The sequence below is a fragment of the Alistipes timonensis JC136 genome (assembly GCF_900107675.1).
GTDB classification, from domain to species: Bacteria; Bacteroidota; Bacteroidia; order Bacteroidales; family Rikenellaceae; genus Alistipes; species Alistipes timonensis.
Window position 1 is genome coordinate 397,802 of sequence record NZ_FNRI01000001.1, and the last position, 25,756, is coordinate 423,557.

Annotated in this window: 17 protein-coding genes, 1 tRNA gene and 1 pseudogene; 12 read left to right on the forward strand and 7 right to left on the reverse strand. The window is 58.6% G+C overall.

The window, feature by feature from the left end:
* Nucleotides 1–72: 72 nt before the first annotated feature.
* Together BLU78_RS01575 and BLU78_RS01580 are read right to left on the reverse strand one after the other, a co-directional pair.
* Nucleotides 73–4,071 (reverse strand): hybrid sensor histidine kinase/response regulator transcription factor, encoded by a 3,999-nt coding sequence (locus BLU78_RS01575; RefSeq protein ID WP_026020592.1) that lies wholly within the window; start codon nucleotides 4,069–4,071, stop codon nucleotides 73–75.
* 44 nt (nucleotides 4,072–4,115) lie between these two features.
* Nucleotides 4,116–6,170: a beta-L-arabinofuranosidase domain-containing protein gene (locus BLU78_RS01580; RefSeq protein WP_026020593.1), complete on the reverse strand. Its 2,055-nt coding sequence runs from the start codon at nucleotides 6,168–6,170 to the stop codon at nucleotides 4,116–4,118.
* 202 nt (nucleotides 6,171–6,372) lie between these two features.
* Between BLU78_RS01580 and fsa the strand changes: the two genes are divergently transcribed.
* Together fsa and BLU78_RS01590 are read left to right on the forward strand one after the other, a co-directional pair.
* Nucleotides 6,373–7,029 (forward strand): fructose-6-phosphate aldolase, encoded by a 657-nt coding sequence (gene fsa / locus BLU78_RS01585; protein ID WP_010259599.1) that lies wholly within the window; start codon nucleotides 6,373–6,375, stop codon nucleotides 7,027–7,029.
* On the forward strand, nucleotides 7,029–8,069 hold the full coding sequence (locus BLU78_RS01590) for an alcohol dehydrogenase (protein ID WP_010259602.1): 1,041 nt from the start codon (nucleotides 7,029–7,031) through the stop codon (nucleotides 8,067–8,069). Before fsa ends, BLU78_RS01590 begins: the two co-directional genes overlap by 1 nt.
* Nucleotides 8,070–8,103: 34 nt before the next feature.
* Here BLU78_RS01590 and BLU78_RS01595 read toward each other — a convergent pair.
* From BLU78_RS01595 to lepA, 3 genes are all read right to left on the reverse strand, one after another.
* Nucleotides 8,104–8,179 (reverse strand) — tRNA-Gly (locus BLU78_RS01595).
* 65 nt (nucleotides 8,180–8,244) lie between these two features.
* Nucleotides 8,245–10,152 carry an AMP-dependent synthetase/ligase gene (locus BLU78_RS01600; RefSeq protein WP_010259604.1) on the reverse strand — a complete coding sequence of 636 codons (1,908 nt, stop codon included), beginning with the start codon at nucleotides 10,150–10,152 and terminating at the stop codon, nucleotides 8,245–8,247.
* 4 nt (nucleotides 10,153–10,156) lie between these two features.
* A complete protein-coding gene (gene lepA / locus BLU78_RS01605) occupies nucleotides 10,157–11,947 on the reverse strand; it encodes a translation elongation factor 4 (RefSeq protein ID WP_010259607.1) in 1,791 nt (596 codons plus the stop codon).
* Nucleotides 11,948–12,077: 130 nt separating this feature from the next.
* Between lepA and lysA the strand changes: the two genes are divergently transcribed.
* The 3 genes and pseudogenes from lysA to BLU78_RS14380 form a co-directional block, all read left to right on the forward strand.
* Entirely contained in the window at nucleotides 12,078–13,244 is a 1,167-nt protein-coding gene (gene lysA / locus BLU78_RS01610; protein WP_026020594.1) for a diaminopimelate decarboxylase, read from the forward strand.
* Nucleotides 13,245–13,286: 42 nt separating this feature from the next.
* A complete protein-coding gene (locus tag BLU78_RS01615) occupies nucleotides 13,287–14,192 on the forward strand; it encodes a DMT family transporter (RefSeq protein WP_010259610.1) in 906 nt (301 codons plus the stop codon).
* Between the two features lie 152 nt (nucleotides 14,193–14,344).
* Nucleotides 14,345–14,476, forward strand: a pseudogene (locus tag BLU78_RS14380) (YdeI/OmpD-associated family protein); the annotation flags it as partial.
* A 46-nt stretch (nucleotides 14,477–14,522) separates the two neighbouring features.
* Here BLU78_RS14380 and BLU78_RS01625 read toward each other — a convergent pair.
* The gene (locus BLU78_RS01625; RefSeq protein WP_010259613.1) at nucleotides 14,523–15,884 is read right to left on the reverse strand and encodes a TrpB-like pyridoxal phosphate-dependent enzyme; all 1,362 of its coding nucleotides are present in this window, start codon (nucleotides 15,882–15,884) and stop codon (nucleotides 14,523–14,525) included.
* Nucleotides 15,885–16,219: 335 nt separating this feature from the next.
* Here BLU78_RS01625 and pheT point away from each other — a divergent pair, with 335 nt between their 5' ends.
* Both pheT and BLU78_RS01635 read left to right on the forward strand, forming a co-directional pair.
* Nucleotides 16,220–18,685, forward strand: coding sequence for a phenylalanine--tRNA ligase subunit beta (gene pheT / locus BLU78_RS01630; RefSeq protein ID WP_010259617.1), 2,466 nt, complete (start codon nucleotides 16,220–16,222; stop codon nucleotides 18,683–18,685).
* A gap of 69 nt (nucleotides 18,686–18,754) precedes the next feature.
* Nucleotides 18,755–19,399, forward strand: a complete 645-nt coding sequence (locus BLU78_RS01635) for a lysoplasmalogenase family protein (protein ID WP_044106158.1) — start codon at nucleotides 18,755–18,757, stop codon at nucleotides 19,397–19,399.
* Here the strand turns inward: BLU78_RS01635 and BLU78_RS01640 are convergent.
* On the reverse strand, nucleotides 19,362–21,521 hold the full coding sequence (locus BLU78_RS01640; protein WP_010259620.1) for a beta-N-acetylhexosaminidase: 2,160 nt from the start codon (nucleotides 21,519–21,521) through the stop codon (nucleotides 19,362–19,364). The genes BLU78_RS01635 and BLU78_RS01640 overlap by 38 nt on opposite strands.
* 72 nt (nucleotides 21,522–21,593) lie before the next feature.
* On the opposite strand from BLU78_RS01640, the gene mazG reads away from it, so the two are divergent.
* The 5 genes from mazG (at nucleotide 21,594) to BLU78_RS01665 (ending at nucleotide 25,596) form a co-directional block, all read left to right on the forward strand.
* Nucleotides 21,594–22,370, forward strand: a complete 777-nt coding sequence (mazG, locus tag BLU78_RS01645) for a nucleoside triphosphate pyrophosphohydrolase (RefSeq protein WP_010259622.1) — start codon at nucleotides 21,594–21,596, stop codon at nucleotides 22,368–22,370.
* Between the two features lie 16 nt (nucleotides 22,371–22,386).
* A complete protein-coding gene (locus tag BLU78_RS01650) occupies nucleotides 22,387–22,920 on the forward strand; it encodes a gamma carbonic anhydrase family protein (protein WP_010259624.1) in 534 nt (177 codons plus the stop codon).
* Nucleotides 22,921–22,930: 10 nt separating this feature from the next.
* Nucleotides 22,931–24,238, forward strand: coding sequence for a histidine kinase (locus tag BLU78_RS01655; protein ID WP_010259626.1), 1,308 nt, complete (start codon nucleotides 22,931–22,933; stop codon nucleotides 24,236–24,238).
* Entirely contained in the window at nucleotides 24,235–24,996 is a 762-nt protein-coding gene (locus tag BLU78_RS01660; RefSeq protein WP_010259628.1) for a LytR/AlgR family response regulator transcription factor, read from the forward strand. The genes BLU78_RS01655 and BLU78_RS01660 overlap by 4 nt, the downstream gene beginning before the upstream one ends.
* Nucleotides 24,997–25,137: 141 nt before the next feature.
* A complete protein-coding gene (locus BLU78_RS01665; RefSeq protein ID WP_074711973.1) occupies nucleotides 25,138–25,596 on the forward strand; it encodes a DUF4890 domain-containing protein in 459 nt (152 codons plus the stop codon).
* Nucleotides 25,597–25,756 lie beyond the last annotated feature (160 nt).

Consider the following 25,756-nt stretch of genomic DNA (forward strand, 5'->3'; position numbering starts at 1 on the left):
GCATCTCTGCGGAACAGCACTATTCCGTCAAAAACATGGACAAAACATGGATTCAGCCTTACGAGAGGGCGATTATTCCTTTTCGGGGGCTTCCTGTTCGCGCCATTGCTTGGGCGAGATGCCAAAGCATTTGCGGAAAGCGCGGCTGAAATAAGAGGAGTCGGAAAATCCGACATCGAACGTGATCTCGGAGACGGTCCGCGAGGTCTCGCGCAGCAGCCGCGCGGCGTATTTGAGGCGGATGTTCTGGATAAACTCGTTGGCCGACTGCCCGGCGGTGACTTTCAGCTTGCGGTAGAGCGTCGACTGGCTCATGTTCAGCCCGGCGCACAGGTCGTCGACACTGAATTCCGGGTCGGACAGCCGGTCGAACACCAGCGCCACAGCCCGTTTGAGCCATTGCTCGTCGGAATCGGAGTGCGTGATGTCGACGTTCGAGAGGTCGATGTCTATCTTGTAGGCTTCGCGCGCCTTCCAAGCATTGTATATCAGGTTGCGGATTCGCAGCGTCAGCAGCGAAAACTCGAACGGTTTGACCACATAGGCGTCGGCTCCGGCCTTGTAACCGCGTTCCCGGTAGTTGTTCTCCGACAGCACGGTAGTCAGGATGACGCGGATATGACTGGTCTCGATGTTGTTTTTCACGGCCTTGCATAGTTCGAAGCCGTTCATGCCGTCGCCCAGCATGACGTCTGTGACGAGGATGTCGACCCGCCTCGATCCGATCGTCTCCAAAGCCTGCTCTGCATTGGCGACGCCCTCCATGCGGAACTTTCCGCGGAGCGACTCGACGACCATGTTGCGCATGTCAGCGGCATCGTCGACGACCAACACGACGGTCTGGCGCTCCATTTCGAGATAGGCCGGGTCTTCGATCTCGGTTTCGATCTCAGGCGTCAGCCGCGATTCGTCGAATATCTCGGGATTGTAGCGGGCGATGTCGACGGGGTGCACTTCGCTGACCCCGGCGCGCACGGGCAGCCAGAAGGTGAAGCGCGTGTATTCGTTCTCGCAGGACTCGATCTCGATAGCTCCGTCGTGCAGTTCGACGAGCGATTTCACATACGAAAGCCCCACGCCTGAAGAGTAGCGGTCGTAGGTGTGACCTGTGAAGAATCGTTCGAAAATATGCGGCAGTTTGTCAGCAGCGATGCCTGGTCCCGAATTGGTGACCGTGGTGTATACCCTGCCGTCGCGTTCCGCCGCGGCGATCTCGACATGTCCGCCGACGGGCGTGTATTTACAGGCGTTCGACAGCAGGTTGCTGAGCATCTTCTCCAGTTTGTCGATGTCGGCCCACATGATCAGCCCTGCGTCGAACTCTTGCAGTTCGACGCGGATGTTCTTGCTCTCGAAAAGCCACGTGTAACGTCCGAGCGCCGACTCGACGAACGGCCGGTAGTAGAAGGGCTGGATGCGCAGTTTGAGGTGCTCCAGTTCACGGAAAGCCAGCAGTTCGTTGATCAGCCCCAGCAGTTTGTCGGCGTTGCGCTTGATGATGTTGAAATACTTTTCGCGCAGCGCGGCCGGGACGTTGCCTTCGAGGAAGCTGGTGATGGGGCCGATGATCAGCGAAAGCGGCGTCTTGAACTCATGCGAGATATTGACGAAGAAACGCAGTTTCAGTTCGTTCATCTCCCTGTCCTTTTCGCGGGCGAGACGTTCCAGCTCGAAGGCGTGCCGCGTGCGGGCATTGTTCATCAACAACCAGAGCAGATAGCCTGCGACCGACAGAGCCAGCACCAGGTAAGCGAGCCGGGCCGCGAGGCTCCGCCACCAAGGCGGACGGATGAAAATGGCCAGCGAACGGCTGTTGTCCGAGGGCGTCCCGTCGGGTGCAAGCGTGCAGACCGTCAGCCGGTAACGTCCGAATCCCAGACCCGTGAAATCGATGCGGTGCTGTGTTCCGAGCCGGTGCCAGCCGTCGTCCATGCCCTCCAGCCGGTAGGCGTAGTTCAGGGCGTTGTTGTCGAAGACGTTGCACGTGAAATCGACGCCCCACGAAAGCCGGTTGCTGCGCAGCACCAGCTCTCCGATCGTATTGAGGTCCTCGGGCAGCGCACTCCCCTTCTGCGTGCTTACATACTGTTTTTCGTTGTAGATATAGAGGCTGCCGAACCGGATCGGATGCTCCCCGACGGGCGTTCCTTCGCGGGCCGGGTCGATGACCACGATTCCGTCGGTGCTGCCGAACCAGAGTTTGCCGCCGATGCGTGCGCAGGCGTTGTAGTTGAACCGGTTGACCGGCAGCCCGTCGGCGATGGTGTAGTTGGTGAAGCGCGTCAGCCCGGGGTCGCATTTGTAGATGCCCGAGTTGGACGAGAACCAGACGTTGCCGAACCCGTCCTGCAGGATGCCGTAGACCGTGTTGTCGGGCAGTCCTTCGGCCCCGGTCCAGCGGCGGACGGCCAGATCGTCGATTCCGATGGCCGTCAGCCCTTCCTTTTCGGTGCCTGCGAGGATGCGTCCGTCGGCCAGTTCGCACAGCGTGACGTATTTGCGGGCTTTGGTCTCGATGTGCACGGGCTCGTAATTGCGCGAACGGTCGAGTTTGAAGATTCCTTCGCCGTAGCAGGCCAGCCATATGTTGCCTTTGTAATCTTCGAGGATGTCCCACACGAAGACCCACGATGGCACCGGCTCAAAGCGTTCGAAACGCTCCGAAGCATAGTCGTAACGGAACAGGCCGTCGTAGAAGGTCCCCGCCCAGAGATTGCCAGCGCCGTCCTGCAACAGGCTGTAAACGCTGTTTGAGGGAGTTACGGTGCTCGTTCCGCTTCGGTTGAACGCGCTGTCGCCCGGACGCATGCGGTTCAGTCCGCCGTAAAAATTCCCGACCCAGAGGTTTTTACGGTCGTCGATGCAGACGGCGTGCACGTTGTCGTTGTTCAGTCCGCTGTTGCGGCTGTTGTAGTTTCGGAAATGCGCCGTGGCGGTGTCGTAGACGAACAATCCCCGGTTCTCGGTGCCGATATAGATACGGTCGCCGACCGAGGTGACGGAGCTGACGGCACATCCTTTCAGTTCGTTGCGGCCCGTCGCCGATACCAGGTCGGCGAACATGCCGTAACGGTCGTTCATTACATTGACACCCCCGAAGAACGTTCCAACCCACATCGTGCCGTCGCGGTCGCGGCACAGGCTGTACACTGCGTTGTCATTCAGTCCCCACATGTCGTTCTCGCGGCTGTATAGAAACTCCGTTCCCCGGTCCGAGAAGACCGTGATGCCCTTTTCAGTCCCGGCCCACATCTTCCCGTCGCGGTCCGTTTCCAGGGTGCGGACGATGTCGTTGCTCAGCGTGCCCTGCCGTTCGCTGAAACGTTCCGCCGTGCCGGCCGCATCCACCCGGAAAAGCCCGGAACCTTCGGTCGCGGCCCACAACCGTCGTGCATCATCCTCGGCCAGCGCCTTGACGGCGTGGTGCGACCCGGGGAGCGGAATGCGTACACATTCGCCGCCGTCGCCTGTGCGCCACAAGCTGCCGCCGTTGTCGCCGAACCAGACCGTGCCGTCTGCGCGGCAGATAACGGCCGTGATCGCCGGAAATCCCTCCGACGGGGGCGCGACGACCGTGCAGGTGTTTTGTGACGGGTCGATCCGGTTCAGTCCGTTGCCCGTACCCACCCACAGCGCGCCGTCCGCCGTTTCATCCATGCAGAGCACGTCATCGGACGAAAGACGGCAGGGGCCTTCGTCGCTGGCGGCATAACACGCGTAGGTGTTGTAACGGCGGTCGTGACGGTAAAGGCCGTCGTCGGTCCCGAACCAGAGGTAGCCGGCGGCATCTTCCCTGACGAAGGTTACATTGGCGGCCGTGCCGTTGCGGCGGTTGCTGAAAGCGTACTCCTCGAATTCATAGCCGTCATAACGATAGGTTCCGTACATGGTCGAGAACCAGAGGTAGCCGCGGCTGTCCTGGTCGATGTTCCAGATCCAGGTGTATTTCAGTCCGTTCTGGTTCGTGATATGCCGAAACCGGTAGCGGGAATCCGTTCCGTCCGCTGAGGCACGGGTCGCAGAAAGGCCGAATCCTGCCGGCATCAGCAAGGATGCCAGCAGGAGTGCCATGAACCGGTATGACGAACGAAGTTGCATGGGGCGTTTTTGGGTCGTTATTCGGCCGAGTGCTGCCCCGCCATCGGGAACTCGGTCACGCGGAGGGTCGTGCAGCCGTAGGGGATCAATTCGATCTCGGTCTCTTCCGCTGTGCCAAGACCGTACATGATGCTGTAAGGCAGCGGTCCCGCCATCTGGTTGTATTCTTTCCACGAGGGAACGCGCACGGCACGGGTCCGTATCGTGACCGGTGCGGCCTCCTCGTTCCACGGGTGTGCCGCTGCGGCCTTGGCCGTATCGAGGCTTGCCGTGTAGTGTTCCTCCAATTTATCGTCGGGGCACTGGATCAGGGCGTAATTCCAGGGTGTGGGTGACGTATGTTCGTAATGCCACTTCCCCTGATAGACCGGATCGCTGTCGTTGAGCACTTTCCGGCACTCGGTCTCCATCTTCAAGGCGTACACCAGTGGTCCCCGCTCGACGGTCCGGGCATTCTCCTTCCAGGTCGTCAGCCGTACGCGCGGCGAGAATCTCAGTTCGAACTCGTCGCCTGCGGTCCATTCGCGTTCGACGGTCGCCAGGCGGTCCTTGCCTGTCGAGAACGCCACGGCCTCGCCATTGAGCCGAATCTCCGTGTCCGCGCTCCATGAGGGAATGCGCACCGTGAAGGGGAACCGTGCCGGACGCGTCAGCTTTTCGATCCGGAATGCCACCGTTTCGCCGAACGGATAATTCGTCTGTTCGACGATGTGGACATCGACGCCTTCTGCCACCTTCATCCGCACCTCCGAGGGGGCGTACTGCGTGACGGCCACCCCGTTTGCGGGTGTCGCATACCAGAGGTTCTGCGTGAATTTGGGCCATCCCTGATGCATGTTCGACGTACAGCAGGGGTAACCGGTCAGGATGCCGAAACAGCAGTCGAGGCCGTCGTGATTGACATCGAAATTCCGTATTCCGGCTGTCAGCTTCACCTGATTGACCTGCTGGAAATACTGACGCGTGACGAATTCGTCGTCCACCTGCGCCGGCAGTGCGTTGTAGGCGATCTTTTCCAGCAGCTCGGCGAATTTCGGGTCGCCCGTGATGCGGTACATCGTCTCCAGCGAGAACATATACTCTACGATCGTGCATAGCTCGACGCCTTGTGTCGGGTCGGTGCCGTGGATCGCTTCGTCGCCGCTGAACATGCCCGTCGGATAGCCGTGGTAACGGCGCAGGTCGTCCAGCGCGCGGTCCAGCGCATCGAGGTACTTCTGCTGCGGATCGGCCTGCCAGTAGACGATCGGGGTTTTGATGCCCTGGGCGAGGTTCACGGCGTGGATCGTTCCCACACGCGTCAGCTTGTCGCTTGCGAGGAACATCTCCGTATAAGGTTCCGTCTGCGTATAGAGTTTGTGCCCCAACTCCAATAACGTTTTATCGCCCGTAATATTATAGAGCCAGTATACGGCCATCATGTTGTCGCCGCCGCGGAAACGCGCCCAGAAGCTCCAGTTGTCCAGAGGATACTGGTCGAGATGGGCCAGCTGATAATGGAAATAACGGGTCATGAAATCGATCACACGTTTGTCGCCTGTCGCTGAATGGTACTGCATCAGCACTTTGAGCATCACCATCTTGGGCCACCAGTCGCGGCAGTTGTCGCGTTGCAGGCCGGGTTCGGAGCCGTAATCGGTCACCGGGCCGAAATAACCGTCTTCCTGTTGGCTGGCGAGCGTCCATTCGATCCACGGACGCGCTTTGGCGATCAGCGTCGAATCTTGCAGGATATAGGCCAGCGGCACCAGTCCGTCCATCCAGTACGGACCGCGCTCCCATTGGTCGCCGTCACCGCCCAGCCAGCCGTTGCGGGGCCCCATCACCAATGGATAGAGTTCGTCGAGATGTCCTGTCGCTCCGTCGCGCTGGGACGTCAGCATCTCACGCAGCCATCCCGACGGTGAGATGCTGCCGAGCGGCAGTTCCACGAAAGCCTGCGGTTGCAGGGGTGCGCGTGCGCTCCCGTAATTGACATTCTGTGGAATTTCGGCACCGCTGCCGCATGCGACGAGCGCTGCGGTCAGCATCCCGGCTGCCGTCCATGATCCGATAGTTCGTTTTAATTCCATGAGCAGTTTTGTTGCAAATTTAATTCGAAACAAAAATAATTCATCCCGGGAGATTCTATCGGAACCATCCGGTCAAAACACCGGACAAATCGTTCATCGGCGCGTTCAGTGCATACACGGCAGGTATAAATACCCGAAGATGCGGAAATATACGATAATTTTTCCTATCTTTATTCTGTCGAACAACCTAAAAAATGTGCTTATGAAATTCTTTATCGACACAGCCAACCTGGAACAGATCCGGCGTGCCCATTCACTGGGCGTTCTCGACGGTGTGACGACCAACCCTTCGCTGATGGCCAAGGAGAACATTCGAGGCGAGGAGGCCTGCTGCCGCCATTACATCGAAATATGCAATATCGTGGACGGCGACGTCAGCGCCGAGGTGATCTCGACGGATTTCGGCGGCATGGTCCGCGAGGGCGAACGCCTTGCCGGGCTGCATCCCAATATTGTTGTGAAACTCCCCTGCACGGCCGACGGAATTCGTGCTGTGAATTATTTCTCCGGGAAAGGCATCCGCACCAACTGTACGCTGGTCTTCTCCGTTGGACAGGCCTTGCTGGCTGCAAAAGCCGGAGCTACCTATGTTTCGCCCTTCGTCGGGCGTCTGGACGATATTTCGGAGGACGGCGTGGCGCTCGTGGCTCATATCGTGCGTGTCTATCGCTATTACGGCTACCCGACGCAGGTGTTGGCCGCGTCGATCCGCCATACGCAGCATATTATCCAGTGCCTCGACGCCGGGGCTGATGTGGCGACCTGCCCCCTGGCGGCTATCGAAGGACTGCTCAACCATCCGCTGACGGATCAGGGATTGGCGAAATTCCTTGCCGATCACGCCAAAGTAAACCGATAATGCGAGCCTATACCTACGTTAAACACGGACGATTCGAACTCCGCGAAAAACGGAAGCCCGAGTTGCTCGACCCGCGCGATGCCGTCGTGCGGGTTACGCTCGGTAGCATCTGTACCAGCGATCTGCACATCAAACACGGCAGCGTGCCGCGCGCCGTGCCGGGAATTACCGTCGGGCACGAAATGGTCGGCGTCGTGGAGCAGGTCGGGGCGGATGTCGCCACAGTCAGACCCGGCGACCGCGTTACGGTCAACGTCGAGACTTTCTGTGGCGAATGTTTCTTTTGTCGGCACGGATATGTGAACAACTGCTCCGATCCCGATGGTGGCTGGGCATTGGGCTGCCGCATCGACGGCGGGCAGGCGGAGTATGTCCGGGTCCCCTATGCCGATCAGGGGCTCGACCGTATTCCCGATACGGTGAGCGACGAACAGGCCTTGTTTGTGGGCGATGTTCTGGCCACGGGTTTCTGGGCCGCCCGCATTTCGGAGATCGGCGCGGAGGATACGGTACTTATTATCGGGGCCGGGCCCACGGGCATTTGTACCCTGCTCTGCGTGATGTTGAAACGGCCGAAACGAATCATCGTTTGTGAAAAATCCCCTGAACGCATTCGCTTCGTTCGGGAGCATTATTCCGACGTACTGGTTTGTGAGCCGGCGGAGTGCCGGGATTTTGTGCTTCGCAACAGCGATCACGGGGGCGCCGATGTGGTGATGGAGGTGGCCGGTGCGGCGGATACGTTTCGGTTGGCGTGGGAGTGCGCCCGTCCCAATGCCGTCGTTACGGTCGTGGCGCTCTATGATGAACCGCAGATGCTTCCTTTGCCCGATATGTACGGCAAGAACCTGACATTCAGGACCGGAGGCGTGGACGGCTGCGACTGCACCGAAATTCTGCAACTGATCGAAGCGGGCCGGATAGACACTACCCCGCTTATCACGCACCGCTTTCCGCTGAGCCGCATCGACGAAGCCTACCGGCTCTTCGAAAGCAAATCGGACGGCGTGATTAAGATCGCTGTCGAGTGCGGGAAATGATATCTCACAAAAAAAGAGGTCATTTTGACCTCTTTGGAGCGGAAAACGGGATTCGAACCCGCGACCCTCAGCTTGGGAAGCTGATGCTCTACCGACTGAGCTATTTCCGCATTACGGAGTACAAAGTTACTCCGTTTTTTTTATTTGTCAAGTTTTCGGCGGCTGAAAAATGGGGTCAACCTACGATTTTTTTCAGCGATGCGAGGTTTTCGGGATTTTTCAGCCCGCGGCCTTCGGGGGTGTAGAGGTAGTCGATACGGTTGCGGAAATGCTCCTCGACCTTGCCGCGAACGACCTTCATCGTGCTGTTCACCAGTCCGTTCTGTTCCGTGAATGCTTCGTCGACAATCGCTAATCCTGCGGGCAGCCACCGTTCGGGAAACTCCCCGGCGAAGACGCCTCCGGCCCGGTAACGGTCGATCTCGGCCCCGAGGATTTCAGCAGCCACGGCGGCATGCTCCCCTTCCGGAATTTTGCGGGCTTCCAGCTCACGCAGCAACGCTTCGCGGTTAGGCACTACGATCGCTCCCGTGAAAGGGTCCTGATTGTTGTGGATGATGATCTGGTCGATGTAGGGCGATTTGTCCACGATTGCCTCCTCCATGCCTTCGGGGCTGTACTTTTCGCCGTCCGAGGCGATCAGCAGGCTTTTGAAACGCCCCAGCACATAGAGGAAATCATCCTCCGAAACGTAGCCCATATCCCCCGTGTGCAGCCATCCGTCGCGTACCGTGTCGGCCGTAGCGTCGGGGTTTTTCCAGTATCCGGCCATGACGTTCTCTCCGCGGATGACGATCTCGCCTTTTTGTCCGCGGGGAACCTCCCTGCCCTCTTCGTCGAGAATTTTCAGGTCGAGCGGAATGAGTATCTTGCCCGACGAACCGAAGCGGTGCCAGTGGTAGTTGGGCGAGTTGGTCGAGATGACGGGAGTGGCTTCCGAAAGCCCGTACCCTTGGAACATCGGGATGCCGATGGCGTAGTAGAAACGCTGCAACTCCGCATCGAGCAACGCCCCGCCCCCGACGAAGAATTTCAGACTGCCGCCGAACGCCTCGCGGACCTTGCGGAACAATACGGCGTCGAACAGCGCCACGAAAGGCTTCAGCACGATGCGCCAACCGCTGCCCTTGCTGTATCCGTCGCGGTTGTAGGCGTATGCCGTGCGGAGTGCGAGATGGAAAAGGCCCTCGGTGAATTTACCCTTGGCCCGGATGGAACTCTCGATTCCCTTGCGGAAATTCTTGGCCAGCGCGGGCACCGACAGCAGGAAATGCGGCTTCACCTCGCGGATGTTCTGCGGGATGTTTTTGAGCGTCTCCATCGGAGTCGCCCCGATCTGTACCGTGGCCACCGAGGCGCCGCAGGCGATCATGATGTAGAAGCCCACGACGTGCGCGAAACAATGGTCCAGCGGCAGGATGATGAGTGTACGGTAATGCGGCGGGATGTCGACGCGCGACAGCGCTTGCTCGACGTTGGCCGTGTAGTTACGGTGGGTCAGGATGACGCCCTTCGGGTCGGACGTGGTGCCCGACGTATAGGTGATCGTGGCGTAGTCATCATTCTGAATGGCCTGCCCTATTTTCAAAAATTCCTCCCGGTTCTTGGCCAGGTAGTCGCGTCCCAGCCGTTTCAGCGTCCCGTAAGCCGTCTCTCCGGATTCCAGCGGAATGTGCCCCAGGACGATCACCTGCTCCAGTTGCGGCAGCTCGGCACGGATGCGGCGAATCTTCGGCAACTGGTATTTCGACACGAATACGGCTTTGACCTCGGCATGCTGCAGGCGGAACAACAGGTCGTTCGACTCTTCGAGTTTCACCGACAGCGGCACGCTGATCGCTCCGGCGTAGAACAGTCCCAGTTCGGAGATGATCCAGGCGTTGCTGCCTTCGGCCAGAATAGCCACCTTGTCTCCGGGGCGGATACCCGTCGAGGCGAGCCCCGCTCCGACCTCCAATGCCTGCTCCTTGGTTTCGGCATAGGTCGTGGGTTCAAATTTGCGGTGGCGCTTTTCGAGCAGGAAGGTCTTGGCCCCGTACTGCTCGACGGAGGTTTCGAAGAGGTCGATGATGGTCTTTTTCATGGCTCTAATCCATTTTTAGCACGGCGAGGAATGCCGACTGAGGAACTTCGACGTTACCGATCTGGCGCATGCGCTTCTTACCCTTTTTCTGCTTCTCGAGCAGCTTGCGCTTACGCGAAATATCACCGCCGTAACACTTCGCCGTCACGTCCTTGCGCACGGCTTTGACCGTCTCGCGGGCAATGATTTTGGCGCCGATGGCGGCCTGTATGGCGATGTCGAACTGCTGGCGGGGGATCAGCTCTTTGAGCTTCTCGCACATCTTGCGACCGAAGTCGTAGGCATGGTCCGTGTAGGTCAGCGACGAAAGGGCGTCGACCGGCTCGCCGTTGAGCAGGATGTCCAGTTTCACGAGCTTCGACGGCTGGAATCCCGTGCGGTGGTAGTCGAACGAGGCGTAGCCTTTCGAGATGCTTTTGAGTTTGTCGTAGAAATCGAAGACGATCTCCGACAGCGGCATGTCGAAATTGACCTCCACGCGGTCTTGCGTGAGGAACGTCTGGTTTTTCATCACCCCGCGCTTGTCGATGCACAGTTTGATGACATTGCCCAGGAATTCCGACTTGGTGATGATCTGGGCCTGAATGTAAGGCTCCTCAATCTTGTCGATCTTCGTCACTTCGGGCAGTCCCGAGGGGTTGTGTACCTCCACCACGTCGCCCTGCGTCGTGGTGATGCGGTATGACACGTTGGGCACGGTCGTGATGACATCCATGTCGAATTCGCGGTACAGACGCTCCTGAATGATCTCCATGTGCAGCAGACCGAGAAATCCGCAGCGGAATCCGAATCCCAGCGCCAGCGAGCTCTCGGGTTCGAACGTCAGCGAAGCGTCGTTCAACTGCAGCTTCTCGAGCGATGCGCGCAGGTCTTCGTACTGGTCGGCCTCCACCGGGTATAAGCCCGCGAAGACCATCGGCTTCACGTCTTCGAATCCGGCAATGGCCTCTTTGGCGGGATTCGTCACCGAGGTGATCGTGTCGCCGACCTTCACATCAGCCGAGGTTTTGATGCCCGAGCAGATATATCCCACGTCTCCGGCTTTGATCTCCTGCCGGGGCTGCATTTTGAGCTTCAGCACACCTATCTCGTCGGCGTCGTACTGGCTGCCCGTGTTGAAGAATTTCACGTGATCGCCTTTGCGCAGCGTGCCGTTGAAGACGCGGTAATAGGCGATGATGCCGCGGAAGGGGTTGAACACCGAGTCGAAGATCAGCGCTTGCAACGGCGCGTTCTCGTCGCCCTCGGGGCCCGGAATGCGGTGCACGATGGCTTCCAGCACCTCCTCGACACCCAGTCCCGTCTTTCCCGAAGCCAACAGAATGTCCTCGTCCTTGCATCCTATGAGGTCGATCACCTGATCCTTTACCTCGTCGATCATCGCCGCATCCATGTCGATCTTGTTCAGCACGGGGATGATCTCCAGGTCGTGTCCCACGGCCAGATAGAGGTTCGAAATGGTCTGTGCCTGGATGCCTTGCGTCGCGTCGACCACCAGCAGCGCCCCTTCGCATGAGGCGATGGCGCGGGACACCTCGTACGAGAAGTCGACGTGCCCCGGGGTGTCGATCAGGTTAAGCGTGTACTGCTGACCGTCGCGGGCTGTGTATTCCATCTGGATAGCGTGGCTTTTGATGGTGATGCCCTTTTCGCGCTCGAGGTCCATGTCGTCGAGCACCTGCGACTGCATTTCGCGCTGGTTCAGCGTGTTGGTTTTCTCCAGCAACCGGTCGGCAAGCGTCGACTTGCCGTGGTCGATATGGGCTATGATGCAGAAATTGCGGATGTTTTTCATATATATTTTAAGGGACCGGATTCATTTGGTTGCAAATATACGAAAAAATTTGAATATATCAGGTGCCGGTGACTTGTCGGAATGGTACAAATTACTTATATTTGCGACTTCAATCAAGCAGTTAGGTCACATGTTAAGCAGACAAATCGCATCCAAGCTCCGGGGCTATGAAACCCCGTTCTACCTTTATGACATGGCGCTGTTGCGCCAGACCCTCGAAAGCGTCGTCTACGAGTCGAAGAAATACGGTTATAAGGTACATTACGCCATCAAAGCCAACTATGACGACCACCTGCTCGCAGTCATCCGCGAATACGGACTGGGCATCGACTGCGCCTCGGGCAACGAGCTGCGCAAGGCTGTCGAGGCGGGTTTCGACCCCAAGGGCATCGTCTATGCCGGCGTGGGGAAACGCGATAAGGAGCTGAAATATGCCATCGAGCAGGAGATTCTGGCCATCAACTGCGAGTCGATTCAGGAGTTGGAACTGGTCGATGCCTTCTCGGCCGAAATGGGCAAGGTGACCGACATTGCACTGCGTATCAATCCCGACATCGACCCCAAGACCAACCACTGTATCGATACCGGACAGGCCGACAGTAAGTTCGGCATCTCCTATGAGGAGGTCCTCGAGCACGCCAAGGAGATCCGGTCGCTCAAAAACATCAACATCATCGGCCTTCACCTGCACATCGGGTCGCAGATCCGCGAACTGCACGTCTTCGAAAATATGTGCAACAAAGTCAACGTCATTGTCGAGAACCTCGAGAAACTGGGCTGCAAGTTTCGTTTCGTCGATGTGGGCGGCGGTCTGGGCGTCAACTACGACGTTCCGGAAAACGAGCCGATCCCCAATTTCGCCTCGCTGTTCTCGATCGTCCACAACCACCTGCGCATCGGCGACCGCGAGGTGCATTTCGAGTTCGGCCGTTCGATCGTCGCCGAATGCGGCGAGTTGATTACCACCGTACTGTTCAACAAGACCACCGCCACGGGCCGCAAACTGGTGATTGTCGACGCTTCGATGACCGAACTGGTTCGCCCGGCGATGTACGGATCGTACCATAACATCGAGAATATCACGGCCAAAGAGGAGGAGGCTCCCAGCGAAAAATATACGGTCGTGGGCACGGCCTGCGAATCGACTGACGTTTTCGACGAGAACGTCAGCCTGCGCAAAACGCACCGCGGCGACCTGCTGACGATTAAATCCGCCGGGGCCTACGGGATGTCGATGGCCTCGCGCTATAACCTCCACGATCTTCCCGGAGCCGTTTACAGCGACGAAATCGAATAATTGAAGGCGGCTCCGGCCGCCTTTCCTTTTCCGCAACAAGTTATGTGGCTCACTTTAGCATTTACGTCGGCAGCGCTGCTCGGCTTCTATGATGCGGCCAAGAAAAAGGCTCTCACCGGAAATGCCGTGCTTCCCGTTTTGCTGCTCAATACGCTCTTCTCGACGCTGATCTTCCTGCCTGCAATCTTCTCGGCGGAGTTCGGCCTCGGATGGTTCGACCGTACCGTGCTGGCCTCGGCTCCCGGGACGTTGGAAGCCCATGGAATGGTTATTCTGAAATCGTTCATCGTCCTCACCTCGTGGGTTTTCGGCTATTTCGGCATGAAGCACCTGCCTATCACCATTGTCGGACCGATCAACGCCACGCGTCCTGTGATGGTGCTCGTCGGGGCGCTGCTGATTTTCGGCGAGCGGCTCAATGCCTACCAATGGACCGGCGTTGCGCTGGCCCTCGTGTCGCTTTTCCTGCTGAGCCGATCGAGCCGCCGCGAAGGAGTCGTATTCTCGCATAACATCTGGATTCTCTGCGTCGCTCTTTCGGCCGTTACGGGTGCTGTCAGCGGGCTTTACGACAAATACATCATGACGCGTCTCGATCCGGTCTTCGTGCAGAGCTGGTACAACCTCTACCAATTGCTGATGATGGCCGTGGTGGTCGGCGTCATCTGGTGGCCCCGGCGCAACCGCACTACTCCGTTCCATTGGAGCTGGGCCATTCCATTGATCTCTATCTTTCTTTCGATGGCCGATTTCGCCTATCTCTATGCTCTGCGCGATTCGGACGCGATGATCTCCGTGGTCTCGATGATCCGCCGCGGCTCGGTCGTGGTGTCGTTCCTTTGCGGAGCGTTGCTGTTCCGCGAACGCAACCTGCGTTCGAAAGCCGTCGACCTGGCCTTTATCCTCGTCGGAATGATCTTCCTCTGGTTAGGTTCTCGGCCCGCTTAAGAAGCGGGTCTTAAGTGGGATGGCTGCATCGGGGTGGGCTTTACCGTCATTGCGAGGCATCGCAGATGCCGTGGCAATCTGGTTGAAGGTCGTGACCTTATATCGTTTCCATCGGATTTCCGCGCTCACTCGCGTTCGCTCGGAATGACGCACTTGCGTACATCGAAGCCGCGAGGATGCGTTCCGAAGAGTTCGGAAAGCGGTTGAACCACTTCATCGCCAAAACAAGGGAGAACAGAAAGATAACCGGATTCGGCGGAATTGAAAAATACTACTCGAAATAAAAAAGACGGGCTTTCATGCCCGTCTTTTTCCGTTTAAAGCGCCACCTTAGATAAGGTGCTCCAACTGGTTGACTGTCTTTTTGATTTCCTCGTCACTCGGCGAGAAGTCTTTCAACGCTCCGGCCAAATACTGCTCGTAGGCGTAGAGGTCGATCACGCCGTTGCCCGAGAGGTTGAACAGGATGGTCTTCGACACACCTTCCTCCTTGGCTTTCAGTGCCTCGCGGATCGTTGCGGCGATGGCGTGCGTCGATTCCGGAGCCGGGATGATGCCTTCGGTCTGGGCGAACAGAATGCCCGCTGCGAGGGTCTCGACCTGCGGCATCGACTGTGCCTCGATCAGCCCGTCCTTCATCAGTTGGCTGACGATCGACCCCGCTCCGTGGTAGCGCAGACCTCCGGCGTGAATGTCCGAGGGCTGGAAGTCGTGGCCCAGCGTGTACATCGGGAGCAGGGGCGTGAATCCGGCCACGTCGCCGAAGTCGTACTGAAATTCGCCGCGCGTGAGTTTCGGACAGCCTTCAGGCTCTACGGCGATTACGCGGATATGCTTCCCTTCGGTGAGGTTCTTTTGCAGGAACGGGAATCCGATGCCGGCGAAATTGCTGCCGCCGCCGAAGCATCCGATCACCATGTCGGGCTCCGCATCGGCCATCTCCATCTGCGTCACGGCCTCCTGTCCGATGACCGTCTGGTGCAGTACTACGTGGTTCAGGACGCTGCCCAGGCAGTAGCGCGTGTCCTCCGGACGGCGCAGAGCTACCTCGATGGCCTCTGAGATCGCCAGCCCGAGGCTTCCCGAGCAGTGCGGATCACGCTCCAGCGCCGCGCGGCCCGAGTTGGTCAGCGTCGAGGGCGACGCCACGCATTCCGCACCCCAGGTGTTCATCATCAGGCGGCGGTAGGGTTTCTGGTCGTAGCTGACTTTGACCATGAATACCTGCAGGTCGATGCCGAAATGTTTCGCGGCGAAGGCGATCGAAGCGCCCCACTGCCCGGCGCCGGTCTCGGTGGTCAGGTGTTTGATGCCCTGCTTGTAGTTGTAATAAGCCTGCGGTACGGCGGTGTTGGGTTTGTGCGAACCCGCGGGCGACACGCTCTCGTTTTTGAAATAGATCTTAGCGGGCGTTCCGAGGGCCTTCTCCAGCCCGGTTGCACGCACGAGCGGCGTCGGTCGCCATATCTTGTAGATTTCCTGCACCTCTTCGGGGATGTCGATGTAGCGCTCGGTGGACATCTCCTGGTCGATCAGTTCCTCGGCGAAAATTGCTGACATTTGCTCTTTGGTGACGGGCTGCTTCGTCCCGGGATGCAGCGGCGGCAGCGGTTTGGTGGGCATGTCGGCCACGATGTTGTACCATTGCGTGGGCATCTGATTTTCGGAGAGGCAGAATTTCTTGGTTTTCATTGTCGTTATTGTTTTTTTTGAATTTGATGTGCTAAAGAAAAAGCCCGCTGCTTACTTTTCGTAAACAACGGGCTTGTGTATTTTTCAGTTTCAACTTATACACGCGCGGAACCGCACTCATTGTTCACGAGAGTCTGCGGGCGCCACCACCATGCCTGTATATTGAAATTGTGAATCATTTTTCGGTTTTATGTTTGCAAATATAGACGGTCGGTCCGTAAAAAGCAAATTTTTTACGAATTATTTTCGATACCTATATATGTAAAAAAATTACCGTACTTTGCGGAAAAATTTGTATTTTTGCATGATTATCCGCAAATTCAAAATTCAACGATATGAATATTTCGTATAACTGGCTCAAACGTTATATCGACACTGATCTCCCGGCCGAGAAAGTGGCCGAAGTGCTGACCGACATCGGTCTCGAGGTCGAGGGTTTCGAGAAGATCGAGACCGTGAAAGGCGGCCTTCAGGGCGTCGTCGTCGGCGAGGTCGTGACCTGCACGGACCATCCCGACTCAGACCATCTCCACCTGACCACGGTCGATGTCGGCGCCGTCGAGCCGCTGCAGATCGTCTGCGGCGCCCCTAACTGCCGTGCGGGACTGAAGGTCCTCTGTGCACAGGTCGGTGCGGTGCTCTATCCCGACGGCGGCGACGAGGAGTTTAAAATCAAACGTTCGAAAATCCGCGGTGTGGAGTCGCTGGGCATGCTCTGCGCAGAGGACGAACTGGGTATCGGAGCGTCGCACGATGGTATCATGGAGCTTCCGGCCGACGCCCCCGTGGGCATGACGGCCAAGGAGTACCTGCATATCGAGGACGACTACCTGATCGAGATCGGTCTCACGCCCAACCGCGTCGACGCCGCGTCGCACGTCGGCGTGGCCCGCGACCTGGCCGCTTATCTGCAAAGCCGCGGCGAGCATGTGCAGGTGAAGATGCCCGACGTTTCGGCCTTCGCCCCCGACAACCATGACCTGAATGTGAAAATCCGCGTCGAGAATCCCGAGGCCGCGCCCCGCTATGCCGGCGTCACGGTCACGGGCTGCAAGATCGGCCCCTCGCCCGAATGGATGCAGAACTGCTTGCGCGCCGCGGGCATCAACCCCAAGAACAACCTTGTCGACATCACCAATTTCGTGCTGTTCGAACTGGGCCAGCCCTTGCACGCTTTCGACGCCGCGAAGATCGAGGGCCGCGAAGTCGTGGTCCGCACCTGTGCCGAGGGCACGCCTTTCGTGACGCTGGACGGCGTGGAGCGCAAGCTCACGGACAAGGACCTGATGATCTGCTCCGCCGAACGCCCGATGTGCATTGCCGGTGTCTTCGGCGGACTGGATTCGGGCGTGAGCGATACCACGACCGACGTCTTTATCGAGAGTGCCTATTTCAATCCCGTGTGGGTGCGCAAGACGGCCAAGCGTTTCGGCCTGAATACCGACTCCTCGTTCCGGTTCGAACGCGGCGTCGATCCCAACATGCAGGTCTACGCCGCCAAGCGTGCCGCCCTGCTGATGAAGGAGCTGGCCGGCGGTACGATCTCGAGCGACATCACGGACATCTACCCCGCTCCGATCGCCGATTTCGTCTTCGACGTCTCGTTGGCGCGCGTCAATGCGCTGATCGGCAAGGAGATTCCCGAAAATGTCGTCCGTACGATCATTGCGGCGCTGGAGGTGAAGATCCTCTCCGAAAAGGACGGCGTGCTGACGGTCGCCGTTCCGCCCTACCGGGTGGACGTGCAGCGTGAGGCCGATCTGATCGAGGACATCCTCCGCATCTACGGCTACAACAATGTCGAAATTCCCCAGCAGGTCCGCTCGACGCTCTCCTATGCGCCGAAACCCGACCGCAACAAGCTGATGAACCTCGCCGCCGATTTCCTGACGGCCAACGGATTCACCGAGATCATGTCCAACTCGCTGACCAAGGCGTCGTATTACGAGGGGCTGACTTCCTGCCCCGCCGACCGCTGCGTCCGCATCCTCAATCCGCTGAGCGCCGACCTCAGTGTCATGCGCCAGACGTTGCTGTTCAATATGCTGGAAGCCATCGAACTGAACGCCAACCGCCGCAACGGCGATCTGTGCCTTTACGAGTTCGGCAACTGCTATTTCTACGACGAGTCGAAACGCTCGGAGGAGAACCGCCTTGCGGCCTATTCCGAGGAGTACCGGCTCTCCATCGCTGTTACGGGCGTCGCCACCCCGCAGTCGTGGGACTCCAAGCCCGTGAAGGCCTCGTTCTTCACCCTGCGCGCCGTTGCCGAGAAGCTTCTGCGCCGTTTCGGCATCGACATTTATGCGCTGAAAACCGAGCCGCTCGAAAGCGATCTTTTCAGCGAAGGACTCTCGATGTCGCTCAATGGCAAGGAGCTGTTGCAGATCGGCTCCGTTGCCGCGAAAATCCGCCGCGTGACCGATGTTAAACAGGAGGTGTACTATCTGGAGATGAATTTCGAAGCCCTTGCCAAATCCACGAAGAAGCTGAAGATCGTGGCCGAGGAACTTTCGAAGTTCCCCGAGGTGAAGCGCGACCTGGCGCTTCTGGTGGACAAGCAGGTTACCTTTGCGGCCCTGCGCGACGCTGCCTTCGCTGCCGAGCGCAAATTGCTGAAGAGTGTTTCGCTGTTCGACGTTTACGAGGGCGACAAACTCCCCGAGGGAAAGAAATCCTATGCCCTGAGCTTCATTCTCGAGGACAAGACCCGCACGCTCGACGACAAGACCATCGAACGCGTGATGTCGAACCTCACCCGCCAGTTCGAACAGCGCTGCGGCGCTCAGGTCCGGGCTTAAACTATTTTTTAACTATCGAACCGCCGCCTGACCCCGCAATGAGTCAGGCGGTTTTTATTCAGACCGACGATGCGACGATTTTCCGGAATATTCGTTTTGACGACGCTGCTGTTTGCGGCGGGCGCCGTTGTGTTCTTCACGAAAGCCGCTGCGCTGCCCTATAAAGTCGCCTACCCCGTTCTGCTGTTGGGTTTGTCGACGTTTCTGCTTCGGCGCAAAGAACTCTATTTGATCGGATTGGCATTCCTGCTGTCGGCCGCCGGCGATGTGATGGGCGCCCGGCATTGGTTTATCCCCCAGATGGCGTTTTTTGCACTGGCGCATGTCGCCTATATTCGCTGGTTTCTGCCCCGGGCGCGCCGCACTCCCCGCATCGGGTCGTTGGCTGTCGTCATTCCGCTGCTTGTGTTCTTGTTCGTCGTCATCGTCCCCCGGGCTCCGTTTCCGGCCGAATGTATCGGCGTAGCTGTTTATGGGCTGGTTATTGCGGGGATGCTCTATTCGGTGCTCCAATACGACGGGGCTTGCGCCGTCGGGTTCCGCTGCGCGGCCTTGTTGTTCGTCTTTTCCGACGCGGCGATCGCTTGGAACCGCTTCGTCGGTCCTGTTCCGGCCCATACATGGGTCGTGATGATTACCTACTACCTGGCTCAATATCTGTTTTTCCGGTTCGCCCTCACAACAGCGGCTTCACCTGCGGAGGCTGAATCGTGACGTAGGGCGTACCGTTGTCGTCGCACGTCGAGACGATCCGCACGGCCTTTACCGGGCGGTCGGGATGCAGCATGATGCTGCCCATCAGAAGCTCCCCAGCGGGTTCGAACCGCACTCCGTCGTAGGAGACTTCGGCGTAACCCGTCGTCACGATGGTCTTCGGCAGCTGGCGGTTTCCCGTCTGCAAGTATATTTCGCGGCACCTCACCGGCTGTTCGAACGTGTAGAGTATCCAGTCCTGCTGGCGGCAGGCGCGGCGCGTCCGCGACAGCCCGCGGTAACCCGAGGCGTTCGAATAGGGGAATTTTTCGCTTTCGCCCATAGAGGTCGTGATCGCCACGGGCGGCGTGACGGTCCGCCAGTAGGATTTGTCGGTCACATAGGGGCTTCGGGCCGTCTTGTAACGTGTGAAAAAGCGATACCGATGCGGTTTTCCGGTGCGAACCGGACCCGTATAGCGATGCTCCTCCGCGGAGCCGTCCACAAGGTAGAAGATTTCCGACCCGTCGTCCGCCGAGGCCGTGAACGCCCCCTCCTTGTAGCTCAGGCGCGGCGGGAAGAGCCGGAAGCGAATGTCCATCGCCGCCATGCGGTCGTAATGCTCCCCTTTCAGCCCCTTGTAATAGGCGTCCCAGCCCTCGCCGTTGCCGCTCCACGCGATGAGCGCGAGAGCGCAGACACGCGGGAAAAGCATGTAGTCGAGGTAGTCGGGCTTCTCGGGTTCGTGCGAAATGTAGGCTTCGCTGAAAAACGCCCCCTGCAATCCCGCTACATTGTGCATCTGCTCGGGTGTGAATCCGCTGAAATCGAACCCGTAAACCTTTTTGGCGTCGAAGATCGCCGCCCAGTCGTGCCCGTCTTCGCGGGGCGTCTGGCGCATGTCGAAATAGAAATATTCGCCCGGCATCACCACCGTCCGGTAACCCTTTGCCGTGGCGTCCAGACAGGCTTTCACGCTCTCCCAGCCGTGCACACGGCACTCCTTGGTGAAAGCCCCCGTGCGTACCGCTTCGTTCCACACCGCGGGCCGTTTGCCGTGAGCCGCGAGTATTCCGGCCATCCGCTCCATGAAAAGGTCTTGCAACCGACGCGGATCGTCCGTCCCGAGACGCGCCATCAGCGCCCGGCAGTCGGGACAGCGCGTCCATTGGGTCATTTCGACCTCGTCGCCGCCTACATGGATATACTCCGAGGGGAACAGCTCGCACAACTCGCCCAGGATGTCCTCCAACAGCGCGTAATTCGCCTCGCGGGCCACGCACCACGCTGAACGGTAATCGTATCCGTTGGTCGACACCGTGTCGGGCGGGTAGTTGCAGCGGATTTCGGGATGCACCGAGGCGATGTTGCGGCTGTGGCCCGGGAGGTCGATTTCGGGAATGATCTCGATATTGCGTTCGGCGGCGTAGCGGATCAGTCCGCGCATCTCCTCCTGCGTGAAGTAACCGCCGTATTTCTCTGACCATTTGCCGTATACGGGCCTTACGGGCGAGTCTCCGCCGCGGAATCCGCCGATCTCCGTCAGCTCGGGGTGCGATTTGATTTCGATGCGCCATCCTTCATCATCCGAAAGATGCAGGTGCAATTTATTGATATTATGGTATGAAAACAGGTCTATATAACGTTTTACTTTAGCTTCGTCGATCCACGTCCGCGCCACATCGAGCATCATTCCGCGGTAGGCGAAACGCGGTGCATCCTCGATCTCCGCGCAGGCGACCTGCGTCCCCGCTGCAACGCCTTTCCGGGCATAGACCTCGGGCGGCAGGAGCCGGAACAACTGTTGAAGTCCGTTGAAAACCCCGCCGTAGGCCGAGCCGCCGATGCGGATGTGGTCGGGCGTGATGTCGAGGACATACCCTTCCGACGCCTCCCCGTCTGCCGCGTCGAGCGTCAGCACGACGGCCCCGTCCCCCGCTACGCCGTTGCAGACCTCGCAGCCGAGGTATTCGGCGGCATAACGGGCTAACGGCAACAGTTCGCTGTCGGCGGCGATGGTCGTGCGGGGACCGAAGGTGAAGTGTCCGGCACGGGGCGTCGTCTTTTTCGGTGCAGGCTGTGCCGAAGCGGAAAGGAGTCCCCAGAGAAGTGCCGTGAGGAGCAGCGGAAATCGTAGTTTCATGGCGAATCGCGAAATTTGTATGCAACAAAGTTACTTTTTTGTTACCTTTGTTCCAATAATTGAACGACATTAATGGAAAAAGACAAACGTTTGGCGGCTACGGCCCGTCTTTTGGAGGTGATGAACACCCTGCGCCGCGAGTGTCCCTGGGACCGCGAGCAGACCTTCGATTCGCTGCGGAGCAACACCATTGAGGAGACCTACGAGCTGGCCGACGCCATCACCGATCATAATATGGAGGGCATCAAAGAGGAGCTGGGCGACCTGCTGCTGCACGTGGTGTTCTATTCGAAACTGGGTGAGGAAGAGGGCGCATTCGATTTCGGCGACGTGGCCAACGCCCTCTGCGACAAGCTGGTCTACCGTCATCCGCACGTCTACGGCGACATTCATGCCAACACGCCCGACGAGGTGCTCGAGAACTGGGAAGCGCTGAAACTCCGCAAAAAGAACCGCAAGAGCGGTACGCTGGGCGGTGTCCCGCGGTCGCTCCCGGCGATGGTCAAAGCCTACCGCATGGGCGAAAAGGCCGCAGGAGCGGGCTTCGACTGGGAGAAGAAGGAGGATGTCTGGGACAAGGTCCGCGAGGAACTGGGCGAGGTCGAGGCCGAGATGAAATCAGGCAGCAAGACCGATCTCGAAGGCGAATTCGGCGACCTGTTGTTCGCGCTCATCAACGCCTGCCGGCTCTACGGCGTGGACCCCGAGTCTGCGTTGGAACGTACGAACAAGAAGTTCATGCATCGCTTCAATTACATGGAGGAACAGGCTGCCGCAAAGGGGTATACACTGCACGAAATGTCGCTCGACGCCATGGAGGAACTGTGGCAAAAGGCTAAAAGTAATTAAGAATTAAAAATTAATAATGGCACTTATACGAAAAGTCCGCGGGCATGAGCCCGTGATCGGGGACAACACCTTTCTGGCCGAAACGGCAGTCATTCTGGGCGATGTGACCATCGGCCGCGACTGCTCGATCTGGTACAACGCCGTACTGCGCGGGGACGTGAACCGAATCGTCATCGGCGACCGCACGAACATTCAGGACGGCGTGGTGCTCCACACCATTTACGACAAGGCGAAGCACCCTTCTCAGACGATCATCGGCAGCGACGTTTCGGTGGGCCACAACGCCATCATCCACGGCGCGGTCATCGAGGACAACTGCCTGATCGGTATGGGCGCCACCCTGCTGGACAATGCCCACATCCCTTCGGGCTGTATCATCGCCGCCAATGCGCTGGTCCTTTCGAACGCGAAGCTGGAACCCAATTCGGTCTACGCGGGCGTTCCGGCCAAAAAGGTCAAGGAGGTGACCGAGGAGCAACGCGAGGAGATCATCCGCCGCACGGCCCGCGACTACATGCTGTACGCGTCGTGGTATAAGGAGGACGAATAACGGCCATCCCATGAAACTGCAGCCCAAATACGCCGATCTGATCCTGAACCTGCTGGTTGCCGTGGCGATCAGCCTGGTGGTCAATTTCTCCTACGTGCTGTTGATGCTCGTGGACCTGAACAGCGACAGCCAGTCCCGCTCTGCCGACGAGCGGATCGTGGAGCGGTCTGACGAAGGCGTGCTCGCAGTGCATCCCGACGGGTACGGCTACCTGATTTATGAGAACGGCGACAGCGTCTATGTTCCTGCGCGGCGCATGCGCTGGCTGGGCATTGCCCCCGGTGACCGCATCGTGGCCGACCTGATGCCGCCGCGCTCCGAGAAGGCGCATCCGATGCTGGCGGAAGTTCGCAGCCACAACGGCGAGGAGTTCGATTACGGCAAACTCTACAACGGCCCTTCGAAGAGCATGGAACTGCTGCTGCAACTGCTCTACTACCTTGTCATGTCGTTCGTCATGCTCTCGATCCTCACGTCCGTGCGCCGCGACTACTCGATGGCGCGCTTCGTGCGGCGCTGCTTGTGGTGTTGCGTGGCCGCCGTGGCGCTCTACTGCGTGGCCCCGGTCACCGAGTGGCACACGGGTCGTATCCAGATGAATTTTATGGGCGGACGGATGTTCGACTACATGCTGTTGCTGAAATGTTCGTTCGCCGTGGTGGTGTCGATGCTTTACGGACGTATCTATGTGCTGATCTCGCAGCGGCAAGCCGTCGTCGTGGAGAACGAACGCCTCAAAAACGAGAACCTTACCACGCGCTACAACATGCTCGTCGGGCAGATCAACCCCCATTTCTTCTTCAACTCGCTCAACTCGCTGGCGATGCTCGTGCGCGAAAAGCACGACGAGAAGGCGCTGACCTACATCGACCAGCTCTCGTACACGTTCCGCTACATCATCCAGAACGGCCAGAGCATGCTGATGACGCTCGACGAGGAGCTGAAATTCCTCGAGGCGTACAGTTATCTCTTCAAAATACGCTATGCCGACAAGCTCTTTTTCGACGTCGATGTCGACGGGAAATACCTCGGATGGAAACTCCCGGCCTTCTCGCTGCAACCGCTGATCGACAACGCCGTCAAACACAATTCGATCACCCGCAGCAAGCCGTTCCACATCTCGGTCCGCACCGAAGGCGACCGGCTCGTCGTCTCGAATCCCAAGGTCCCGAAACTCGAACCCGAACCCTCGACCGGCATCGGACTGGAGAACCTGCGTAACCGCTGGCATTTGATTACGGGCAGCGACATCGAGATCGACGACGACGGCGAAACGTTCACCGTACGTATGCCGCTGCAAAACCCCACCGCCGGATGAAAACCCTGATTATCGAAGACGAAACCGCCGCTGCGCGCAACCTCGCGGCGATACTCCGTCAGGAAGAGCCCTCGATGGAGATCGTGGCGACGCTGGAAAGCGTTGCCGAGAGCGTCGAGTGGCTGCGGGCGAACCCCCAGCCCGACCTGCTGTTCATGGACATCCACCTGGCCGACGGCGATTCGTTCCGCATCTTCGACGCCGTGGAGATCACCGCTCCGGTCATCTTCACCACGGCCTACGACCAGTATGCCCTCGAGGCTTTCAAAGTCAACAGCATCGACTATCTCCTCAAACCGCTCAATGCGGACGATGTCCGGCGCGCCCTCGCCAAACTGCGCCGCCTGACCTCCACCGAGCGCAGCGACTATGGCTCGCGCGTTCGCACGATGGCCGTCCGCCGCCGCGAGGATGTCTTTCTGGTGCATGTGCGCGACCGGATCATCCCCCTGCAGCGTGAACAGATCGCTTTTTGTTATACGTTCAACGAGAAGGTCACGGCCTACGGCTACGACGGCACGGCCTACCCGCTGGACAAAACTCTCGAGGCGTTGCAGGCTTTGCTGCCCGAGGCTGAGTTTTTCCGCGCCAACCGCCAGTTCATCATTGCGCGCCGCGCCGTGAAGGAGATTGCCGTGTGGTTCGGGAGCCGCCTTACGCTGCACCTTACGGTCGAAACCCCCGAGCGGATCGTCGTTTCCAAGGCCCGCGCCCCCGAATTCAAAGAGTGGCTGAAATCGGTTCACCCCGTCGAATAGGCGGTTGACCTCGCTGTTCTGTCGTTTCACCCGGAGCCCCGCTCCGGGTTTTTCATTTTGGCTTTACCTTTGTACCAGACCCCGGAAAAATGGATTTCCGGAAACGGGATTACAGTGATGCACAATCTAATTATGAAAGTTATGAAAAGGAAGATTTTTGCGGCCGCCATGGCCCTCTGCCTGATGGCAGGAACGAGTGCTTTCGCACAGCAGAATAAACCCGACGCCCCGAAGGAGCGTCCGACGGCCGAGCAGATGGCTCAGCGCAAGACCGACCGAATGACCGAGCGGCTGAAGCTCAACGAGTCGCAGGCCAAGCAGGTCTATGCAATCAATCTCGCGCAGATCAAAGAGATGATCGCCCAGCGTGAGAAGATGGAGGCCGCCCGCAAGGCCGAGGCCGAGAAGATGAAGTCGATCCTGACGACCGAGCAGTTCATGCAGTGGTCGCAGATGCAGCAACAGCATATGCGCATGCCCGGCCAGCGCGGCCACGGTCCGCAGGCGATGCACAAGGGAAAGGACGGCAAGAAACAGGGCGAATGCAAGGCTAACTGCGACAAGCCGTGTCCGGTAAGGGACAAGAAGGGAAAGGAGTGAGGTTAGGATTCTCTGGCTTGTAGCAGTCGAGGGTGCCGGTCCGGTCGACTGGCACCCTTTTTTTGTCGGTTCACCCGTGCGGCAGGCGCAACTTTGCCGCAAAAAGATTATCTTCGCGCGGGCTTAAAAGCCCGATTCAGGAGCGGCCGGACGATGCTTC